11 protein-coding genes and 3 pseudogenes are annotated in these 13,739 nt (G+C 72.4%); 5 read left to right on the top strand and 9 right to left on the bottom strand.

Annotated elements, in window-relative coordinates; all coding sequences use genetic code 11:
• Positions 1–605, top strand: a pseudogene (locus tag AOK08_RS48695) (hypothetical protein); the annotation flags it as partial.
• Between the two features lie 83 nt (positions 606–688).
• On the opposite strand, the pseudogene AOK08_RS13460 reads toward AOK08_RS48695, so the two are convergent.
• From AOK08_RS13460 to AOK08_RS13445, 4 genes and pseudogenes are all read right to left on the bottom strand, one after another.
• Positions 689–1,513 (bottom strand): annotated as a pseudogene (locus AOK08_RS13460) (D-alanyl-D-alanine carboxypeptidase family protein); the annotation flags it as partial.
• A gap of 128 nt (positions 1,514–1,641) precedes the next feature.
• A pseudogene (gene rho / locus AOK08_RS13455) lies at positions 1,642–2,917 on the bottom strand (transcription termination factor Rho).
• Between the two features lie 272 nt (positions 2,918–3,189).
• Positions 3,190–4,041 carry a class I SAM-dependent methyltransferase gene (locus AOK08_RS13450; protein ID WP_055525760.1) on the bottom strand — a complete coding sequence of 284 codons (852 nt, stop codon included), beginning with the start codon at positions 4,039–4,041 and terminating at the stop codon, positions 3,190–3,192.
• 82 nt (positions 4,042–4,123) lie between these two features.
• Complete coding sequence (locus AOK08_RS13445; protein WP_055525759.1) at positions 4,124–4,525, bottom strand: nuclear transport factor 2 family protein; 402 nt, start codon at positions 4,523–4,525, stop codon at positions 4,124–4,126.
• A 76-nt stretch (positions 4,526–4,601) separates the two neighbouring features.
• On the opposite strand from AOK08_RS13445, the gene AOK08_RS13440 reads away from it, so the two are divergent.
• Positions 4,602–5,351 (top strand): class I SAM-dependent methyltransferase, encoded by a 750-nt coding sequence (locus AOK08_RS13440; protein WP_055525758.1) that lies wholly within the window; start codon positions 4,602–4,604, stop codon positions 5,349–5,351.
• Positions 5,352–5,391: 40 nt separating this feature from the next.
• Here the strand turns inward: AOK08_RS13440 and AOK08_RS13435 are convergent, their stop codons facing one another.
• From AOK08_RS13435 to AOK08_RS13425, 3 genes are all read right to left on the bottom strand, one after another.
• Complete coding sequence (locus AOK08_RS13435; protein WP_055525757.1) at positions 5,392–6,213, bottom strand: alpha/beta fold hydrolase; 822 nt, start codon at positions 6,211–6,213, stop codon at positions 5,392–5,394.
• Between the two features lie 51 nt (positions 6,214–6,264).
• Complete coding sequence (locus tag AOK08_RS13430; protein WP_055525756.1) at positions 6,265–7,431, bottom strand: serine hydrolase domain-containing protein; 1,167 nt, start codon at positions 7,429–7,431, stop codon at positions 6,265–6,267.
• Between the two features lie 121 nt (positions 7,432–7,552).
• A complete protein-coding gene (locus tag AOK08_RS13425) occupies positions 7,553–8,521 on the bottom strand; it encodes an acetylxylan esterase (RefSeq protein ID WP_055525755.1) in 969 nt (322 codons plus the stop codon).
• A gap of 133 nt (positions 8,522–8,654) precedes the next feature.
• On the opposite strand from AOK08_RS13425, the gene AOK08_RS13420 reads away from it, so the two are divergent.
• Positions 8,655–10,022, top strand: a complete 1,368-nt coding sequence (locus AOK08_RS13420; protein WP_079054005.1) for an 8-oxoguanine deaminase — start codon at positions 8,655–8,657, stop codon at positions 10,020–10,022.
• 234 nt (positions 10,023–10,256) lie between these two features.
• On the opposite strand, the gene AOK08_RS13415 is transcribed toward AOK08_RS13420, so the two are convergent.
• Positions 10,257–10,979, bottom strand: coding sequence for a ferredoxin reductase (locus tag AOK08_RS13415; RefSeq protein WP_055525753.1), 723 nt, complete (start codon positions 10,977–10,979; stop codon positions 10,257–10,259).
• 109 nt (positions 10,980–11,088) lie between these two features.
• Positions 11,089–11,694 carry a sulfite oxidase-like oxidoreductase gene (locus tag AOK08_RS13410; protein ID WP_055525752.1) on the bottom strand — a complete coding sequence of 202 codons (606 nt, stop codon included), beginning with the start codon at positions 11,692–11,694 and terminating at the stop codon, positions 11,089–11,091.
• A 231-nt stretch (positions 11,695–11,925) separates the two neighbouring features.
• On the opposite strand from AOK08_RS13410, the gene AOK08_RS13405 reads away from it, so the two are divergent.
• Both AOK08_RS13405 and AOK08_RS13400 read left to right on the top strand, forming a co-directional pair.
• Positions 11,926–12,879 carry an NADP-dependent oxidoreductase gene (locus AOK08_RS13405; protein WP_055525751.1) on the top strand — a complete coding sequence of 318 codons (954 nt, stop codon included), beginning with the start codon at positions 11,926–11,928 and terminating at the stop codon, positions 12,877–12,879.
• Entirely contained in the window at positions 12,876–13,595 is a 720-nt protein-coding gene (locus AOK08_RS13400) for a GNAT family N-acetyltransferase (protein WP_055525750.1), read from the top strand. The genes AOK08_RS13405 and AOK08_RS13400 overlap by 4 nt, the downstream gene beginning before the upstream one ends.
• The last annotated feature ends 144 nt before the right edge of the window (positions 13,596–13,739 follow it).

Here is a 13,739-nt window from a genome sequence, read left to right as displayed (position 1 = left end):
TCTGGGTCTGGCGGGCCCGCCGGGCGGTCGCGGCGGGGGACTGGTGGGCCGCGTTCGCCCTCACCGGGCTGACCGCGTGCCTGGTCAGCCCGATCACCTGGGTGCACCATCTCGTCTGGCTGCTGCCGTCGTTCGCCGTCCTGCTGCGCGACGGGCACGCGCGCGTGACGGCCGCTCTGTACGCGGTGCTGTGCACGAGCGTGGTGTGGCTGTGGATCGACGACGGGTCCGGTGTCGACGGCTTCGTCGGCGGCAGCGCGTACGTCTGGGTCACGCTCGGGCTGCTGCTGTGGCTGCCGGTGGACCCCGCCGGTCAGACCCGCTTCACGCCCATGATCCGCAACAGCAGCGACACCGCCCCGGCGCCCAGCACGGCCGCTCCGACGATCGTCCAGGTCTCCGGCCAGCCCGGCCCGCCGTCGGACGTCACGGTGGCGGCCACCGGAACCGGAACCGGAACCGGCGCGGACACGGACGCCGGCAGTGCCGCCGGAGCCGCCGGGCCCGCCTGCGACACGGCCCGCACGGTGCCGAGCGAGCCGACGGGATCGACGCGTCCGGCGGCCCCGAAGCCCCAGTCGAGAAGGGAACGCGCCTCCTCGTAGACGGCGTATCCGCCGCCCTCCTGAGGGTTCATCACCGTGACGACCAGGGTGCGCCCGCCCCGGCGCGCGGCGGCGACCAGGGTGTTGCCCGCCTTGGTGGTGTAGCCGTTCTTGACGCCGATCACCCCCCGGTACCGCTCGACGCCGTTGGCCCCGGTCAGCAGCCGGTTGGTGTTCTGGATCTCGTACGAAGAGCCGCCCCCGCCCGGGAACTTCGCGTAGGCCGTGCCGCAGTACGCGGCGAAGTCGGCGTTGCGCAGCCCGTTCCGGCCGAACACCGCGAGGTCGTACGCCGACGACACCTGGCCCGAGGTGTCGTAGCCGTCGGGCGAGCGCACATGGGTGTCGCGGGCGCCCAGGGCACGGGCCTTGGCCTGCATCCGGACGGCGGTGTCGCGCCAGCCCCCGCTCAGGGCGGCCAGCACATGCACGGCGTCGTTCCCGGAGTTGAGGAACACCCCCCGCCACAGGTCGGAGACACGGTACGTATGCCCCGCCGCGACCCCGACCAGACTGCTGCCTTCCCCGATGCCCGCCAGATCGGCCTCGGTGACCTTGTGCCTGAGGCCGGCGGGCAGTGTGGGCAGCACGGTGAGGGCGAAGAGCGTCTTGAGGGTGCTGGCCGGCGGCAGTTCGCGGTGCGCGTTGCGCGCGGCGAGCACCTCACCGGTACCGGCGTCGGCCACCAGCCACGACAGCGCGGACAGGTCCCGGGGAAGGCGGGGCGCGCCGGGGCGGAGCCGGGCCTGGGTGCCGGAGCGGTACAGCAGCCGTGCGTCCGAGGCCGTCGGCGTGACCGGGTCGGCACCGGTGCGGGCGTTCGCCTGGACGGGCGTGAGCGCCAGCACGCCCGTCACGCACAGCGCACAGCAGGAGGCGGCGATCCGGGAAGAGAATCTGATGGTCATACCGCAAACGTAAGAATGGCCGTGCCGAACACGGCGCTGCCGGGGCCGGGAAGCGCCCTCGAACACCCGGATGCGCTAGCGCAAAGCGGGGATGGGCGTGGTTCCGTGGCCGGCTTCGGGCGCTCGGGTCAGCCCGCTGCCGGGAGCGTCGGCTGGATCCGGCGCAGGAAGGACGCGTTGTCGGGGGTGGCGCGCAGCCGCTCCAGCAGGGTCTCCAGGCTCGCCTGGCCGTCCCGCGTCTGCAGGGCCCGCCGCAGCCCCTGTACGGTCGTCAACTCGGCCTGGGGAAGCAGGAGTTCCTCGCGACGGGTGCCGGAGGGGTTGATGTCGACGGCCGGATAGACCCGCCGGGAGGCCAGCTCGCGGCTCAGTCGCAGCTCCATGTTGCCCGTGCCCTTCAGCTCCTCGAAGAAGAAGTCGTCGGCGCGGGAGCCGGTCTCCACCAGGGCGGTGGCGAGGATCGTGAGCGAACCGCCCTCCTCGGCCAGGCGCGCGGAGCCGAACAGCCGCTTCGGGCCGAGCAGCGCGGCGGCGTCGACCCCGCCGCTGAGGGTCCGGCCGCCGGAGGCCGCCGCGTTGTTGTGGGCCCTGCACAGCCGGGTGAGGGAGTCCAGGAGGATGACGACGTCCTCGCCCGCCTCGACGAGCCGCTTGGCCCGCTCGACGACGAGTTCGGCGAGTGCGATGTGCTGCTTGGGCGCCTTGTCGAAGGTCGAGGCGTACACCTCGCCGCGCACGGAGCGCCGCATGTCGGTGACCTCCTCGGGCCGCTCGTCGAGGAGGACCACCATCAGACGGCACTCCGGATGGTTGCCCGCGACGGCCGCCGCGACCTGCTGGAGCAGCACGGTCTTGCCGGTCTTGGGCGGGGCCACGATCAGCCCGCGCTGGCCCTTGCCGACCGGGGCGACGAGATCGGTGACGCGTCCGGTGAGTCCGGCCGCCGGGTGTTCGAGGCGGAGCCGCTCGCGCGGGTGCAGCGGGGTGAGATCGCGGAAGTGGCGACGCCCGCGCAGTTCCTCCGGCGTACGGCCGTTGACCAGCGCGACCTCGGTCAGCGCGCGCTGGGTGCCCTGCGCTCCGGCGACGAGGTCGCCCTTGCGCAGGCCGTGACGCCGGATCAGCGCCGGGGAGACCTGGAGGTCGGCAGGTGAGTGCAGGCAGCTCTCGGCTGCCCGCAGATACCCCTTCCCGTTGCCGTCGATGTCGAGGACACCGGCCGCGATCCGGGCCGGGGGCAGTTGCCGTACCGGGGGGTGTTCGAGTGTGGTGGTGGTCATGGTCGGGAGTCCTTTCACGGACGGGGACGCGCGCCGCATGGGGCACGCGGAAGAAAGAGGAAGGGGGGAGCCGCGAGAAACCGGGCGCGCCGGGCGCGCCACGGGCGGCGGGAGACAGCGACACCTCGGGAGGCAGGCTGGGGCAGGCGGCGCAGCCGCCGCCCCGAGGGGCGCGGGGAACCGCGCGGCCAGCCACAACGCACCCGCACCCGCCGCCCAACGGCAGTGCCGCGCGCCGCAGATGGTGAGGTGGTACTGGAACCTGGAGAAGTCGATGCGCCGATCGGAATCCGACGGGTGGATCATCGAGCTGAGGAAGAACCGCACCGGCGCCGAGAAACCCGGCGTACACAAGTGCTGCGAGCACCGTACCACACAAAGCGCGGGGAGTGGCCGTCAGTCGCGTGACCCGGTGGCTCGGCGGCTCGCGAGGAGCCCGTACAGAAGCGGGATGCGCGGCTCCGGCAACCGCCACCAGCCCGACTCCGTACGCTCCATACGGGGCCAGCGCGGCCAGGGCAGTTCGTCGCTCTCGCGCAACCGCCGGATGGTCAGTCCCGCCCCGATCAACGCGTTGACGGCCTCGTCCATTCCGTGCGTCCACTCGAAGCTCTCGGTGGCCCCGGTCACGGCCGGACCGTCGGTGTACGTGAACGTGGAGTCGCGGTGCACGACGGCCCCCGGCGCGCCCAAGTAATCGTGCCGCAACAGCAGTTCACCGGTGTCGTCCGGCGCGGGCTTCGGGCCCAGCGAGTTGAGCAGCGGATGGAACTCCACGAGGTACAACAGGCCACCGGGACGCAGCAGCCGGCACACCGTCTCAGCCCAGCGGTCCAGGTCGGGCAGATAGCACAGGGCGCCCTTCCCGGTGTACACGACGTCGAACCGCCGCTGCTCCAGGGCCTCCACGGCGTCGTACACGTTCGCCCGTACGTAGGTCACGTCGAGGCCGGCCCGCGCCGCGATACCTCGTGCGGCCGTCACGGACGCCTCGGAGATGTCGAGGCCGACCGCCCGCGCCCCGCGTTCGGCGAAGGCGAGGGTCTCCGTGCCGAGGTGGCACTGGAGGTGGAGCACATCACGGCCGGTGAGTTCGCCGAGGTCCTCCCACTCCCAGGAGGCGAACCAGCGCGACGGATCGAGGTTCTCGTCAAGACCGTAGAAACGGCTGGCGAGATGGACGGGGGTACGGGCGTCCCAGTTGGCCTCGTTGGCCCGCATCATCCGCGCGTGCTCGTCGGTGGTCATGCGGCCATCCAACCAAAGCGCGCCCGCCGCCGGAGTGCGGACGCGCGGCTTCGGCTCCCCGCACACGCGGGGTCCTCCGCACTCAGGCGGACCCGGCGGCACGCGCCTCCCGCGCGATCCGCTCGAACTCGGCGCCCATGGCCGCCGACAGCTCCTGCGCCGCCGACAGCGGACGGACCATGACCGTCAGCTCGTCGATCAGACCGTCCTCGTCGAGATGCAGCAGGTCGCAGCCCTGGATCTCGCGCCCGCCGACCCGCGCCGTGAACACCAGTGCGTGGTCGCTGCCGTCGGGCGTGCCGATCTCCCGCTCGTATTGGAAGTCCTCGAAGACCCGGGACACACCGCGCAGGATCGCCGCGGTGATCGCCCTGCCGGGGTAGGGCCGGAACGCGACCGGACTGGTGAACACGACGTTCTCCGCCAGCAGCTTCTCGACGGCGTCGAGATCCCCGGCCTCCACAGCTTCACGAAATGCGCGCATCCGCTCACCCTAAAGGGTGAACCTGTCGGCCGGGAGTCCGCGGCGGCGGCACCTGGGCTCCTTCTAAGCTGGCCCGATGTTCAGCCCCGAAGGCCCCACCCTCCGTGAACTCGCCGTACAGGCGCTGTCGTCCGTCGAGCACGGCTACGACCTGCTCGCACCGAAGTTCGACCACACCCCGTTCCGCACGCCGGACACGATCCTCGACGCGGTGGCGTCGGCGCTCAGCCCCCTCGGGCCCTTCGACGACGGCCTCGACCTGTGCTGCGGAACCGGCGCCGGTCTGGCGGTCTTGGAGGGGGTGTGCCGGGGGAGTGTCACCGGGATCGACATCAGCGCGGGCATGCTGGAGGTGGCCAGGCGGCGGGCGGGCGAACTGTCCGGCGGCCCGCGCGTCACCCTGGTACGCGGTGACGCGCGAGCCCTGCCCTTCGCCCCCGCGTCCGTCCCCGCCTTCGATCTGGTCGTCAGCTTCGGGGCGTTCGGCCACTTCCTGCCGGGCGAGCTGCCGGGGCTGTTCGCCCAGGTCCACTCCGTACTGCGGCCGGACGGGCACTTCGCCTTCCCCGTCGTGGCCCCGCCCCGCCCGGGCACGCGTGCCTACTGGGCGCTGCTCGCCTTCGACGCGGTGATGCGGGTCCGCAACGCCGTGTGGAAGCCGCCGTTCGTCATGTACTACCGGGCCTTCGGGCTGGCCGACATCCAGAGGGGGCTGACACGCGCCGGCTTCGACGTGGAGACCCAGGCCCTGCCCGAGTTCGGGCGCCGGCCGGACGGCAGTCCGCGCTGCCGGATGGTGGTGGCGACGCGGACGACCGCCGGGTGACAACCCGTCAGCCCCTGATGGACGACCGGCCCCTGACGGGCTAGCTCTTGATGAACTCCAGCAGGTCGGCGTTGAACGCCTTCTCGAAGTCGCCCACCAGGCCGTGCGGAGCGCCCGGGTAGACCTTCAGTGTCGAGTCCTTGACCAGCAGTGCCGTCTTCTCCGCCGACGCGGCGATCGGCACGATCTGGTCGTCGGCGCCGTGCGCGATCAGCGTCGGTACGTCGATACGGCCCAGGTCCTCGGTGAAGTCGGACTCCGAGAACTGCTTCACGCAGTCGTAGGCCGCCTTGATCCCGACCTGCATGCTCCACAGCCAGAACGCGCGGCGCATGCCCTCGGACGGGGTCGCGTCCGGCCGGTTGAAGCCGAAGAAGGCCTCGCTGAGATCCCAGTAGAACTGCGAACGGTCACCCTCGACGCCCGCCCGGATCCCGTCGAACGCCTCGATGGGCGTGCCCTCGGGGTTGGCGTCGGTCCTCAGCATCAGCGGCGGCACCGCACCCAGCAGCACGACCTTGGCGACCCGCGCCGTCCCGTGCCGGCCGATGTACCGGGTCACCTCGCCGCCGCCGGTCGAATGACCGACGAGCACGACGTTTTCGAGGTCGAGCGACTCGATCAGTTCGGCCAGGTCGTCCGCGTACTGGTCCATGTGGTTGCCCTGCCACGGCTGCGCGGAACGGCCGTGCCCGCGCCGGTCGTGCGCGACGGCGCGGAAGCCGTTGTCGGCGACCAGCCGCGACTGCCCGTCCCAGGCATCCGCGTTCAGCGGCCAGCCGTGACTGAACACCACCGGCTGCCCGGTACCCCAGTCCTTGAAGAAGATCTCGGTGCCGTCGGAAGTGGTGAACGTACTCATATGTGCCTTTCGAGAGGCGGGACACCAATTACATCGGTTACGTCAGTTATGTCAGAGCGCGCTGTACAGGGCGTCGATCAACGCCGTCTTCCGCGGGTCGTCGGCGATACGGGGACCCATACGGTTCATGACGTACCCCATCGACACACCGGCCTCCGGGTCGGCCAGCCCGCAGGAACCGCCGAAGCCGTCATGGCCGTACGCCCTCGGGTTCGGCCCGTACGAGCCGCGCGGGCCGCTCAGCCACAGCCCCAGCGCGATCTCCGTCTCATGGCCGAAACCGGCGCCCAGCACCAGGTCGAGGCACTTGCCCTGGCCCTCGCGCACCCGCTCGACCGCCTCGGCGGACAGGACGCGCCGGCCGCCGTACGTGCCCCGGCCGGCGAAGACCCCGTACAGCGCGGCGATCGCGCGTGCCGTGCCGTGGCCGTTCGCGGCCGGTATCTCGGCGGCCCGCCACTCGGGGCTCATGGCATCGGCGGCGCCCAGCAGGGGGTTGGTCAGGGCGGCGATCGCGACAGGCGTCAACTGGGCGAAGACCGCGGCCTGTTCGCCGGCCGGCGCGGCCGGTGGCGGTACCAGCTCGGCGGCCCGTCCGGCCTCCTTCTCCGGCAGCCCGATGGTGAAGTCGATGCCCAGCGGTCCGGTGACCTCCCGCTCAAGGAAGGCGCTCGGCAGCAGACCCGACACCCGGCGGACCACCTCACCGACGAGGAAGCCGTACGTGGACGCGTGATAACCGGACCGCGTCCCCGGCTCCCACCAGGGCTCCGTCGCCGCCAGGCGGCTGGTCGTCAGCTCCCAGTCGTAGAACTCGGCGAGCGAGTGCGGCTCCCGCAGACCGGCCAGGCCCGCCCGGTGCGACAGCAGATGCCGTACCAGCACGCCTTCCTTGCCGGCCGCCGCGAACTCCGGCCAGTAGTCGGCCACCGGGGCGTCGAGGTCGAGCAGCCCCCGGTCGGCGAGGATGTGCGCGCACAGCGCCACCGGGCCCTTGGTCGTCGACCACACGTTGACGAGCGTGTCGCGCTCCCACGCGCGGGTGCGCCCCGGGTCGGCCCAGCCGCCCCACAGGTCGACCACCGTCTCGCCGCCGACCGTGACGCTCACCGCCGCGCCCAGCTCGCCGCGGTCACGGAAGTTCTCCTCGAACGCCGTGCGTACCGCGACGAAGCGGGCGTCGCAGTCGCCGTGGACGGGTGGTGCGTGCTCGGACATGTGCTCTCCACGGTTCGCCGGAACAGCGGGCCGCGACACCGCGGCCCGGCACCGACGAACGTACCGACTGGTCGGATCACGCGGAAGGCATCGGAATCGGCCACTCGGCCGTACCGGACCGTCAGACGTACGAGCGCAGCCAGTCCACCTTCACGGCCTCCTGGAACGGGCCGCCGCCCTCGTGGTCGTTGAAGTCGTAGACCTCGATCCGCTTGTCGTCCTGCGCCCAGGCGTTGAAGGCCGCGTAGACCGTGGACGGCGGGCAGGTCGCGTCCTCCAGCGCCGTCGAGAAGAGCGCCGGGGCCCGGCCGCGTGCCGCGAAGTGCACACCGTCGAAGTAGGAGAGCGTGTTCAGCGCGTCGGCGGTGCGGCCGCGGTGGGTCTTGAGGTAGTAGCCGATCTCCCGGTAGGGGTCGCGGTCAGTCATGGTCGCCGCGCGCGGGAAGTCGCACAGGAACGGCACGTCCGGGGCGATCGCGGCCAGATCGGGGACCAGCCCGCCGACCGCGATCGTGATCCCGCCGCCCTGACTGGAACCGATGGCCACCGTGCGCGCCGCATCGGCCAGGGGATGCGAGCGGGCCGCCTCCACCGCGCGTACCGCGTCCGTGTACACCCGCCGGTAGTAGTAGTTCTCGGGGGCGTCGATGCCCCGGGTCATGAATCCGGGGACCGAGGGCGCGCTGCCCACCGGGTCCGACGTCGCACCGCCGCCGCCCCAGCCGCTGCCCTGGCCACGGGTGTCCATGACGAAGTGGGCACGGCCGGTCGAGGCCCACAGCAGGTGCTCGTGCGGCAGACCGCGCCCGCCGCCGTACCCGATGAACTCCACGACCACCGGCAGCGGCTCCGACGCCCCGGCGGGCAGCCGCAGCCAGCCCTTCACCGGGTGACCGCCGAACCCGGCGAACGTCACGTCGTACACGTCGACAGTCGTCAGCCCGGTCTCCACCGGTACGAAGCGGGCCTCAAGGTCGTGTTCCCGGGCCTCCTGGAGGGTCTTGGACCAGAAGGCGTCGAAGTCCTCCGGCTCGGCGGACGCGCTCCGGTACTTCTGCAGTTCGTCGAGCGGGAGGTCGAACTGGGCCATGTCGGACCGCCTTTGAAGGTAGTGGCAAGCGCTTGCGGATGATCACACCGTACGTGGGGGAGTCGGCGACCCGCCAGACCTTATGTCCTGGACAGACCCCGTACGGGAGGGCCGCGCCTCTACGATGACGCCCATGCCGACTGCTGTGGAGCTGCTGGTCAGGGACGCCGAACTGCTCGTCGTGGACGGCGCGCGGGAGATTCCCGGCGGGTGGGTGGCCGCCCACGGCGGGCGGGTCACCGCCGTGGGCGCCGCCGGGACCGAACCCGAGGCCCTCACCACCGTGTCGGCGGCCGGGCGACTGGTCACCCCCGGCCTGATCAACACGCACCACCACATCTACCAGAACCTCACGCGCTCCTACGCGCCCGCCGTCAACGGCACCCTCTTCGACTGGCTCACCACCCTTTACCCGCTGTGGGCGGCGCTCGACGAGGAGGCGGCGTACGTGTCCGCGTACGTCGGCATGGCCGAACTCCTCATGGGCGGCTGCACCACCTCCTCCGACCACCTCTACGTCCATCCGCGCCCCGGACTCGTCGACGCCGAGATCCGCGCCGCCCGCGACATCGGCTTCCGCTTCCACGCCACGCGCGGCTCCATGACCCGGTCCGTGGAGGACGGCGGCCTGCCGCCCCGGAGCGTCACACAGACCGAGGAAGAGGTCCTCGCCGACAGCGAGCGCCTCATCAAGGCCCACCACGACCCGCACCCGGGGGCCCTGATCAGGGTCGCCCTCGCCCCCTGCTCACCCTTCTCGGTGACCCGGGAGCTGATGACGGCCACCGCCGAACTCGCCGAGCGGTACGACGTACGCCTGCACACACACCTCGCGGAGGACCACGACGAGGACACGTACTGCCTGGAGACCTACGGCTGCCGGCCCGTCGAGTACTTCGAGGAGGCCGGGTGGATGAGCGACCGCACCTGGGTCGCCCACTGCATCTACCCCAACGACGCCGAACTGCGCCGCCTGGCCGCCGCGGGCGTCGGCGTGGCGCACTGCCCCAGCTCCAACATGCTCATCGGCGGCGGCACCGCGCGCGTGAAGGAGATGCGCGAACTGGGCCTGCCCGTCGGCATCGGCTGCGACGGCTCCGCCTCCACCGACCACGCCTCCCTCTGGATGGAGACACGCGGCGCCCTGCTCCTCGGCCGCTACCGGGGCGGCCCCGGCGCTATGACCGCGCGCGACGCCCTCGACATCGCCACCCGGGGCTCGGCGCGCTGTCTGGGCCGCGCCGACGAGATCGGGCATCTGCGGCCCGGCGCCTGCGCCGACCTGGTCGTGTGGGACCTGCACGAGGTCGCGCTCGCCGGTGCGTTCAGCGACCCCGTGGAGGCGTGGCTGCGCTGCGGACCGGCCCGCGCGTGGACGACGGTCGTCGCCGGGCGGGTCCTGGTCGACCGGGGCGAACCCGTCCTGCCGGGCCTGCGGGACGCCCTCACCGACCACACCCGGATCGCCCGCCGCATGCAACGGACCGCCGAGCAGCACTGATCACGCCCGCGGTCCCGGTACACCCACGGTCCCGTCACGCCCGCCGTTCCGTCCACTCCGGCTCCGTACGCTCCCACGCGCGGTCCCACTCCAGGAGCCGACGCCGAACGACGGTATGGCGGACGACTGTTCGGGCAAGAAGGACGACACCGGCGGCTGCGCACGAGGCCTGCGGCACACGACCGGCCCCCGCCCCCGTGGCTCCGGCGAACCACCCCGGGCCGGGGCGCCGGCTCAGCCGAAGCGTTCGATGCGGATGCGGTCCACGGGCTGGCCCGCCGCCACCAGCAGCCGTGAGGCGTGTTCGGCGAACGCGTTGGAGCCGCACACGTATGCCTCCCAGCCGGCCGGTGGCCGCCCGGCGGTCAGGAGTGGCGCCACGTGGGAGGCCGCCAGACGGCCGACCGGCACACCCTGGGGCGCCCGGCGGGTGAAGACGGGCGTGGTCTCGGGCCCGTACTCACGCGCGTAGATCAGGTTCTCGGGGTCGCGCGCGGACACCAGCAGTCGCAGCGGTACCGGCAGGGCACGTGCACGGTGGTGCCGGAGCATCGACATCAGCGGTACGACCCCGGAGCCGGCGCCGATGAGCAGCGCGGGACGGTCGCCCGGCCAGGCGAAGAAGCCGCTGAGCGGACCGCGCACCTCGACCTCGTCGCCGGGCTTGGCCACCCTGTGGAACCAGCCGGACACCTCGCCGCCCTCGACATGGTCCAGGGTCAGCTCGATGTGCCCGGTGTCGTCCGGGGGCGAGGCGATCGAGTAGTGGCGCTGAGCCGTGTAACCGTCGTCGGCGGTCAGCCGCAGCATCAGGTGCTGGCCGGGCAGATGACCCGCCCAGCCGGGCACCGCGAACCGGAAGGTGGACGCGTGGGGCGTCTCCCGCCGGATCTCGGTGAGCGTGGCCGTCTGCCACAGGGCCGCCGCCCGGTTGCTGACGGCGATCCGGCCGGGCACGGCGAACCTGGTGGAAGGGACGAAGCTCCCAGTGGTCCCAGTGGTCCCAGTGGTCCCAGTGCTCCCAGTGCTCCCAGTGGTCTCAGCGGTGGCAGTGGTCTCAGTTGATTCAGTCACCGGAGTACCTCTGCTCCTCCCACGGGTTCCCGCGCGCGTGATAGCCGTTCTGCTCCCAGAACCCCGGCTCGTCGTGGTCGAGGAGCCGCAGCCCCGCGATCCACTTGGCGCTCTTCCAGAAGTACAGGTGCGGCACCAGCAGCCGCGCCGGGCCACCGTGCTCGGCGGGCAGCGGCTGCCCCTCGTACTCCCAGGCGATCCACGCCCGGCCGCCGGTCAGGTCGGCGAGCGGGAGGTTGGTGGTGTACCCGGTGTGCGAGTAGGCGACGGCGTGGGTGGCGGACACGTCGGGGCGTACCGCGTCGAGGAACGCGTCCAGGGACACGCCCCCGAACCGCACCCCGAACTTCGACCAGCTCGTCACACAGTGGATGTCACCCTCGTACGCCGACGCGGGCAGCGCGTGCGCCTCGGCCCAGTCCCAGGCGCGGGCCTCGGCCACCAGGCCGTCGATCCGGAAGGACCAGTCCGCGGGCGCGAGATCGGGGGTGACCTCGGCGGACAGCACGGGCCAGTCGTCGCCCGCGTCGTACTGTCCGGGCGGCAGCCCGGCGTTGTGGACACGCGGGCGTCCGGTGAAGCCTCGGGTGACGTTCATACGGTGGATGCCTCACGGTCAGGCCTGGTCAGTGGGTACGCGTACCACCGTACGGGGTCGCTGGGCGGGCCTCGGACCCCGGGCCCGCGGTGATCATTGCGGGCGTATGAACTCTCCCCGGGGCCTCGGAACCCCGGGAATAGCACTCCCGTGATCGGCCTTGCCCATGAGTGCGGGTTGTGGTGACCGGCGTTTCGGCCGGTCCGGCGCGAGCGAGGAGAGTGGGAGCAGATGCCCAAGGCGTACGTCTTCACACGGTTCGGGGGTCCGGAGACCGAGGCGCTGGCCGATGTGGACCGGCCGAGCCCCGGCCCCGGACAACTGCTCGTGGCGGTGCGCGCGGCCGGGGTCAACCCCGTCGACTGGAAGCAGCGCACCGGCTACGCCCGCGCGGGTGAGGTGGCGCGCGAACTGCCCGCCGTCTTCGGCAACGAGGTCGCCGGAGTGGTCGCGGAGCTCGGCGAGGACGTCACCGGCTTCGCCGTCGGGGACGAGGTCTTCGGCAACCCGGTGGCCGGCGGCTACGCCGAGTACGCGCTGCTGCCCGTCACGGTGACCGCGCACAAGCCCGCCACGCTGTCCTTCACGGACGCGGCGACCCTGCCCGTCGCGGCGGCCACCGCGTACGACGGGGTGGCCCAGCTCGCCCTGCCGGAGGGCGCGACCCTGGTGGTCACCGGCGCGGGCGGCGGGGTCGGCGCCGCGGTCCTCCAGATCGCCCGCGCCCGGGGCCTGCGGGTCGTCGGCGTCGCGAGCGACGGCAAGAAGGACTTCGTCGAGTCGCTGGGCGCGGTCCACGTCCCGTCCGGCCCCGACCTGGCGGCACGGGTGCGGGCGGCGGCCCCGGACGGCGTCGACGCCGTCTACGACCTGGTCGGCGGCGAGGTGCTCGCCGAGGCGGCGACCCTGCTGCCGGAGGCCGACCGCACGAAGCTGATCACGGCCGGCGCGTACGCCGACGTCGCGAAGCGGTTCGGCGGCGCCCGGGTGGCACGCGCCCGCAACGCCGCCGTCCTCGAAGCGGTCGCCGACCTCGTCGTACGCGGCGACCTGACCCCGTACGTCACCCGCACCTTCCCGCTCGACCGGGCCGGCGAGGCCCTGCGCACGGTCGAGGACGGCCACGCGCGCGGCAAGACGGTCATCGTGGTCGGGCCGACGGCCGAAACCGGGGCCGACGCATGAGCACGACCGCACACCCCCTCGACAGTCCCGCGCTCGCCGCCCTCACCGGCCCGCACGCACACTTCGCCGAATGGCGGGGCCGCATCGTGCGCTACCAGGTCGACGTGACCCCCTGGCTGGCCCTGCCCGCCGAACTCGACGACCGCGACTGGGCGGACCTCGCCGCGCTCGCCGGCCCCGGAGCCGATGTCCCGCTGCTCGGGTTCCAGGGGCGTGTTCCGGACGGCTGGGAGATCACGTTCCACGCGGAGGGCGTGCAGCTCGTGGACGACGGAGTGGCCGCCGCCCCGGACCCGGAGGCCGTGGAACTGGGCCCGGCCGACGTGCCCGAGATGCTGGACCTCGTCGAGCGCACCAGGCCCGGCCCCTTCCTGCCCCGCACCATCGAACTCGGCACCTACCTCGGGATCCGCCGGGGCGGCGCGCTCGTCGCGATGGCGGGGGAGCGGCTGCACCCGCCGGGCTGGACCGAGATCAGCGCGGTCTGCACCGACCCGGCCGCCCGTGGCGAGGGCCTCGCGACCCGGCTGATCCTCGCCGTCGCCCATGGCGTCCGCGCCCGCGGCGAGACCCCGTTCCTGCACACCGCCGCCGACAACACCAACGCCATCCGGCTGTACGAGTCCCTGGGCTTCCGGCTGCGCCGTACCACCGCGTTCATGGGCGCCCGGGCACCTGAACGCCTGTCCGGCGAGCGGGAGTTGGCGGTGCCGTAGCCGGGATGAGTGAACCGGGGGCGCCCGAGCCGAACTGTTCGGGTAATGTTGCCGTCCGGCTGTGGAACACCCCCAGCCGGACGTCACCAGGGAGGTGAGACCCATTACCGCTGTGTCAGGTCGGGTGCTCTCACCTCAGGACAA

Origin of the sequence: Streptomyces graminilatus (genome assembly GCF_001418565.1) — a bacterium.
GTDB lineage: Bacteria > Actinomycetota > Actinomycetes > Streptomycetales > Streptomycetaceae > Streptomyces > Streptomyces graminilatus.
This window is presented reverse-complemented; position numbering and strand designations above follow the sequence as displayed.

What these genes read in the sequence shown, in the direction of transcription:
- AOK08_RS13435 (WP_055525757.1), bottom strand. Translation starts at nt 6,213, where the DNA reads ATGAGTACGTTCACCACTTCCGACGGCACCGAGATCTTCTTCAAGGAC.
- AOK08_RS13450 (WP_055525760.1), bottom strand. Translation starts at nt 4,041, where the DNA reads ATGACCACCGACGAGCACGCGCGGATGATGCGGGCCAACGAGGCCAAC.
- AOK08_RS13445 (WP_055525759.1), bottom strand. Translation starts at nt 4,525, where the DNA reads ATGCGCGCATTTCGTGAAGCTGTGGAGGCCGGGGATCTCGACGCCGTC.
- AOK08_RS13440 (WP_055525758.1), top strand. Translation starts at nt 4,602, where the DNA reads ATGTTCAGCCCCGAAGGCCCCACCCTCCGTGAACTCGCCGTACAGGCG.
- AOK08_RS13410 (WP_055525752.1), bottom strand. Translation starts at nt 11,694, where the DNA reads ATGAACGTCACCCGAGGCTTCACCGGACGCCCGCGTGTCCACAACGCC.
- AOK08_RS13420 (WP_079054005.1), top strand. Translation starts at nt 8,655, where the DNA reads ATGCCGACTGCTGTGGAGCTGCTGGTCAGGGACGCCGAACTGCTCGTC.
- AOK08_RS13425 (WP_055525755.1), bottom strand. Translation starts at nt 8,521, where the DNA reads ATGGCCCAGTTCGACCTCCCGCTCGACGAACTGCAGAAGTACCGGAGC.
- AOK08_RS13430 (WP_055525756.1), bottom strand. Translation starts at nt 7,431, where the DNA reads ATGTCCGAGCACGCACCACCCGTCCACGGCGACTGCGACGCCCGCTTC.
- AOK08_RS13400 (WP_055525750.1), top strand. Translation starts at nt 12,876, where the DNA reads ATGAGCACGACCGCACACCCCCTCGACAGTCCCGCGCTCGCCGCCCTC.
- AOK08_RS13405 (WP_055525751.1), top strand. Translation starts at nt 11,926, where the DNA reads ATGCCCAAGGCGTACGTCTTCACACGGTTCGGGGGTCCGGAGACCGAG.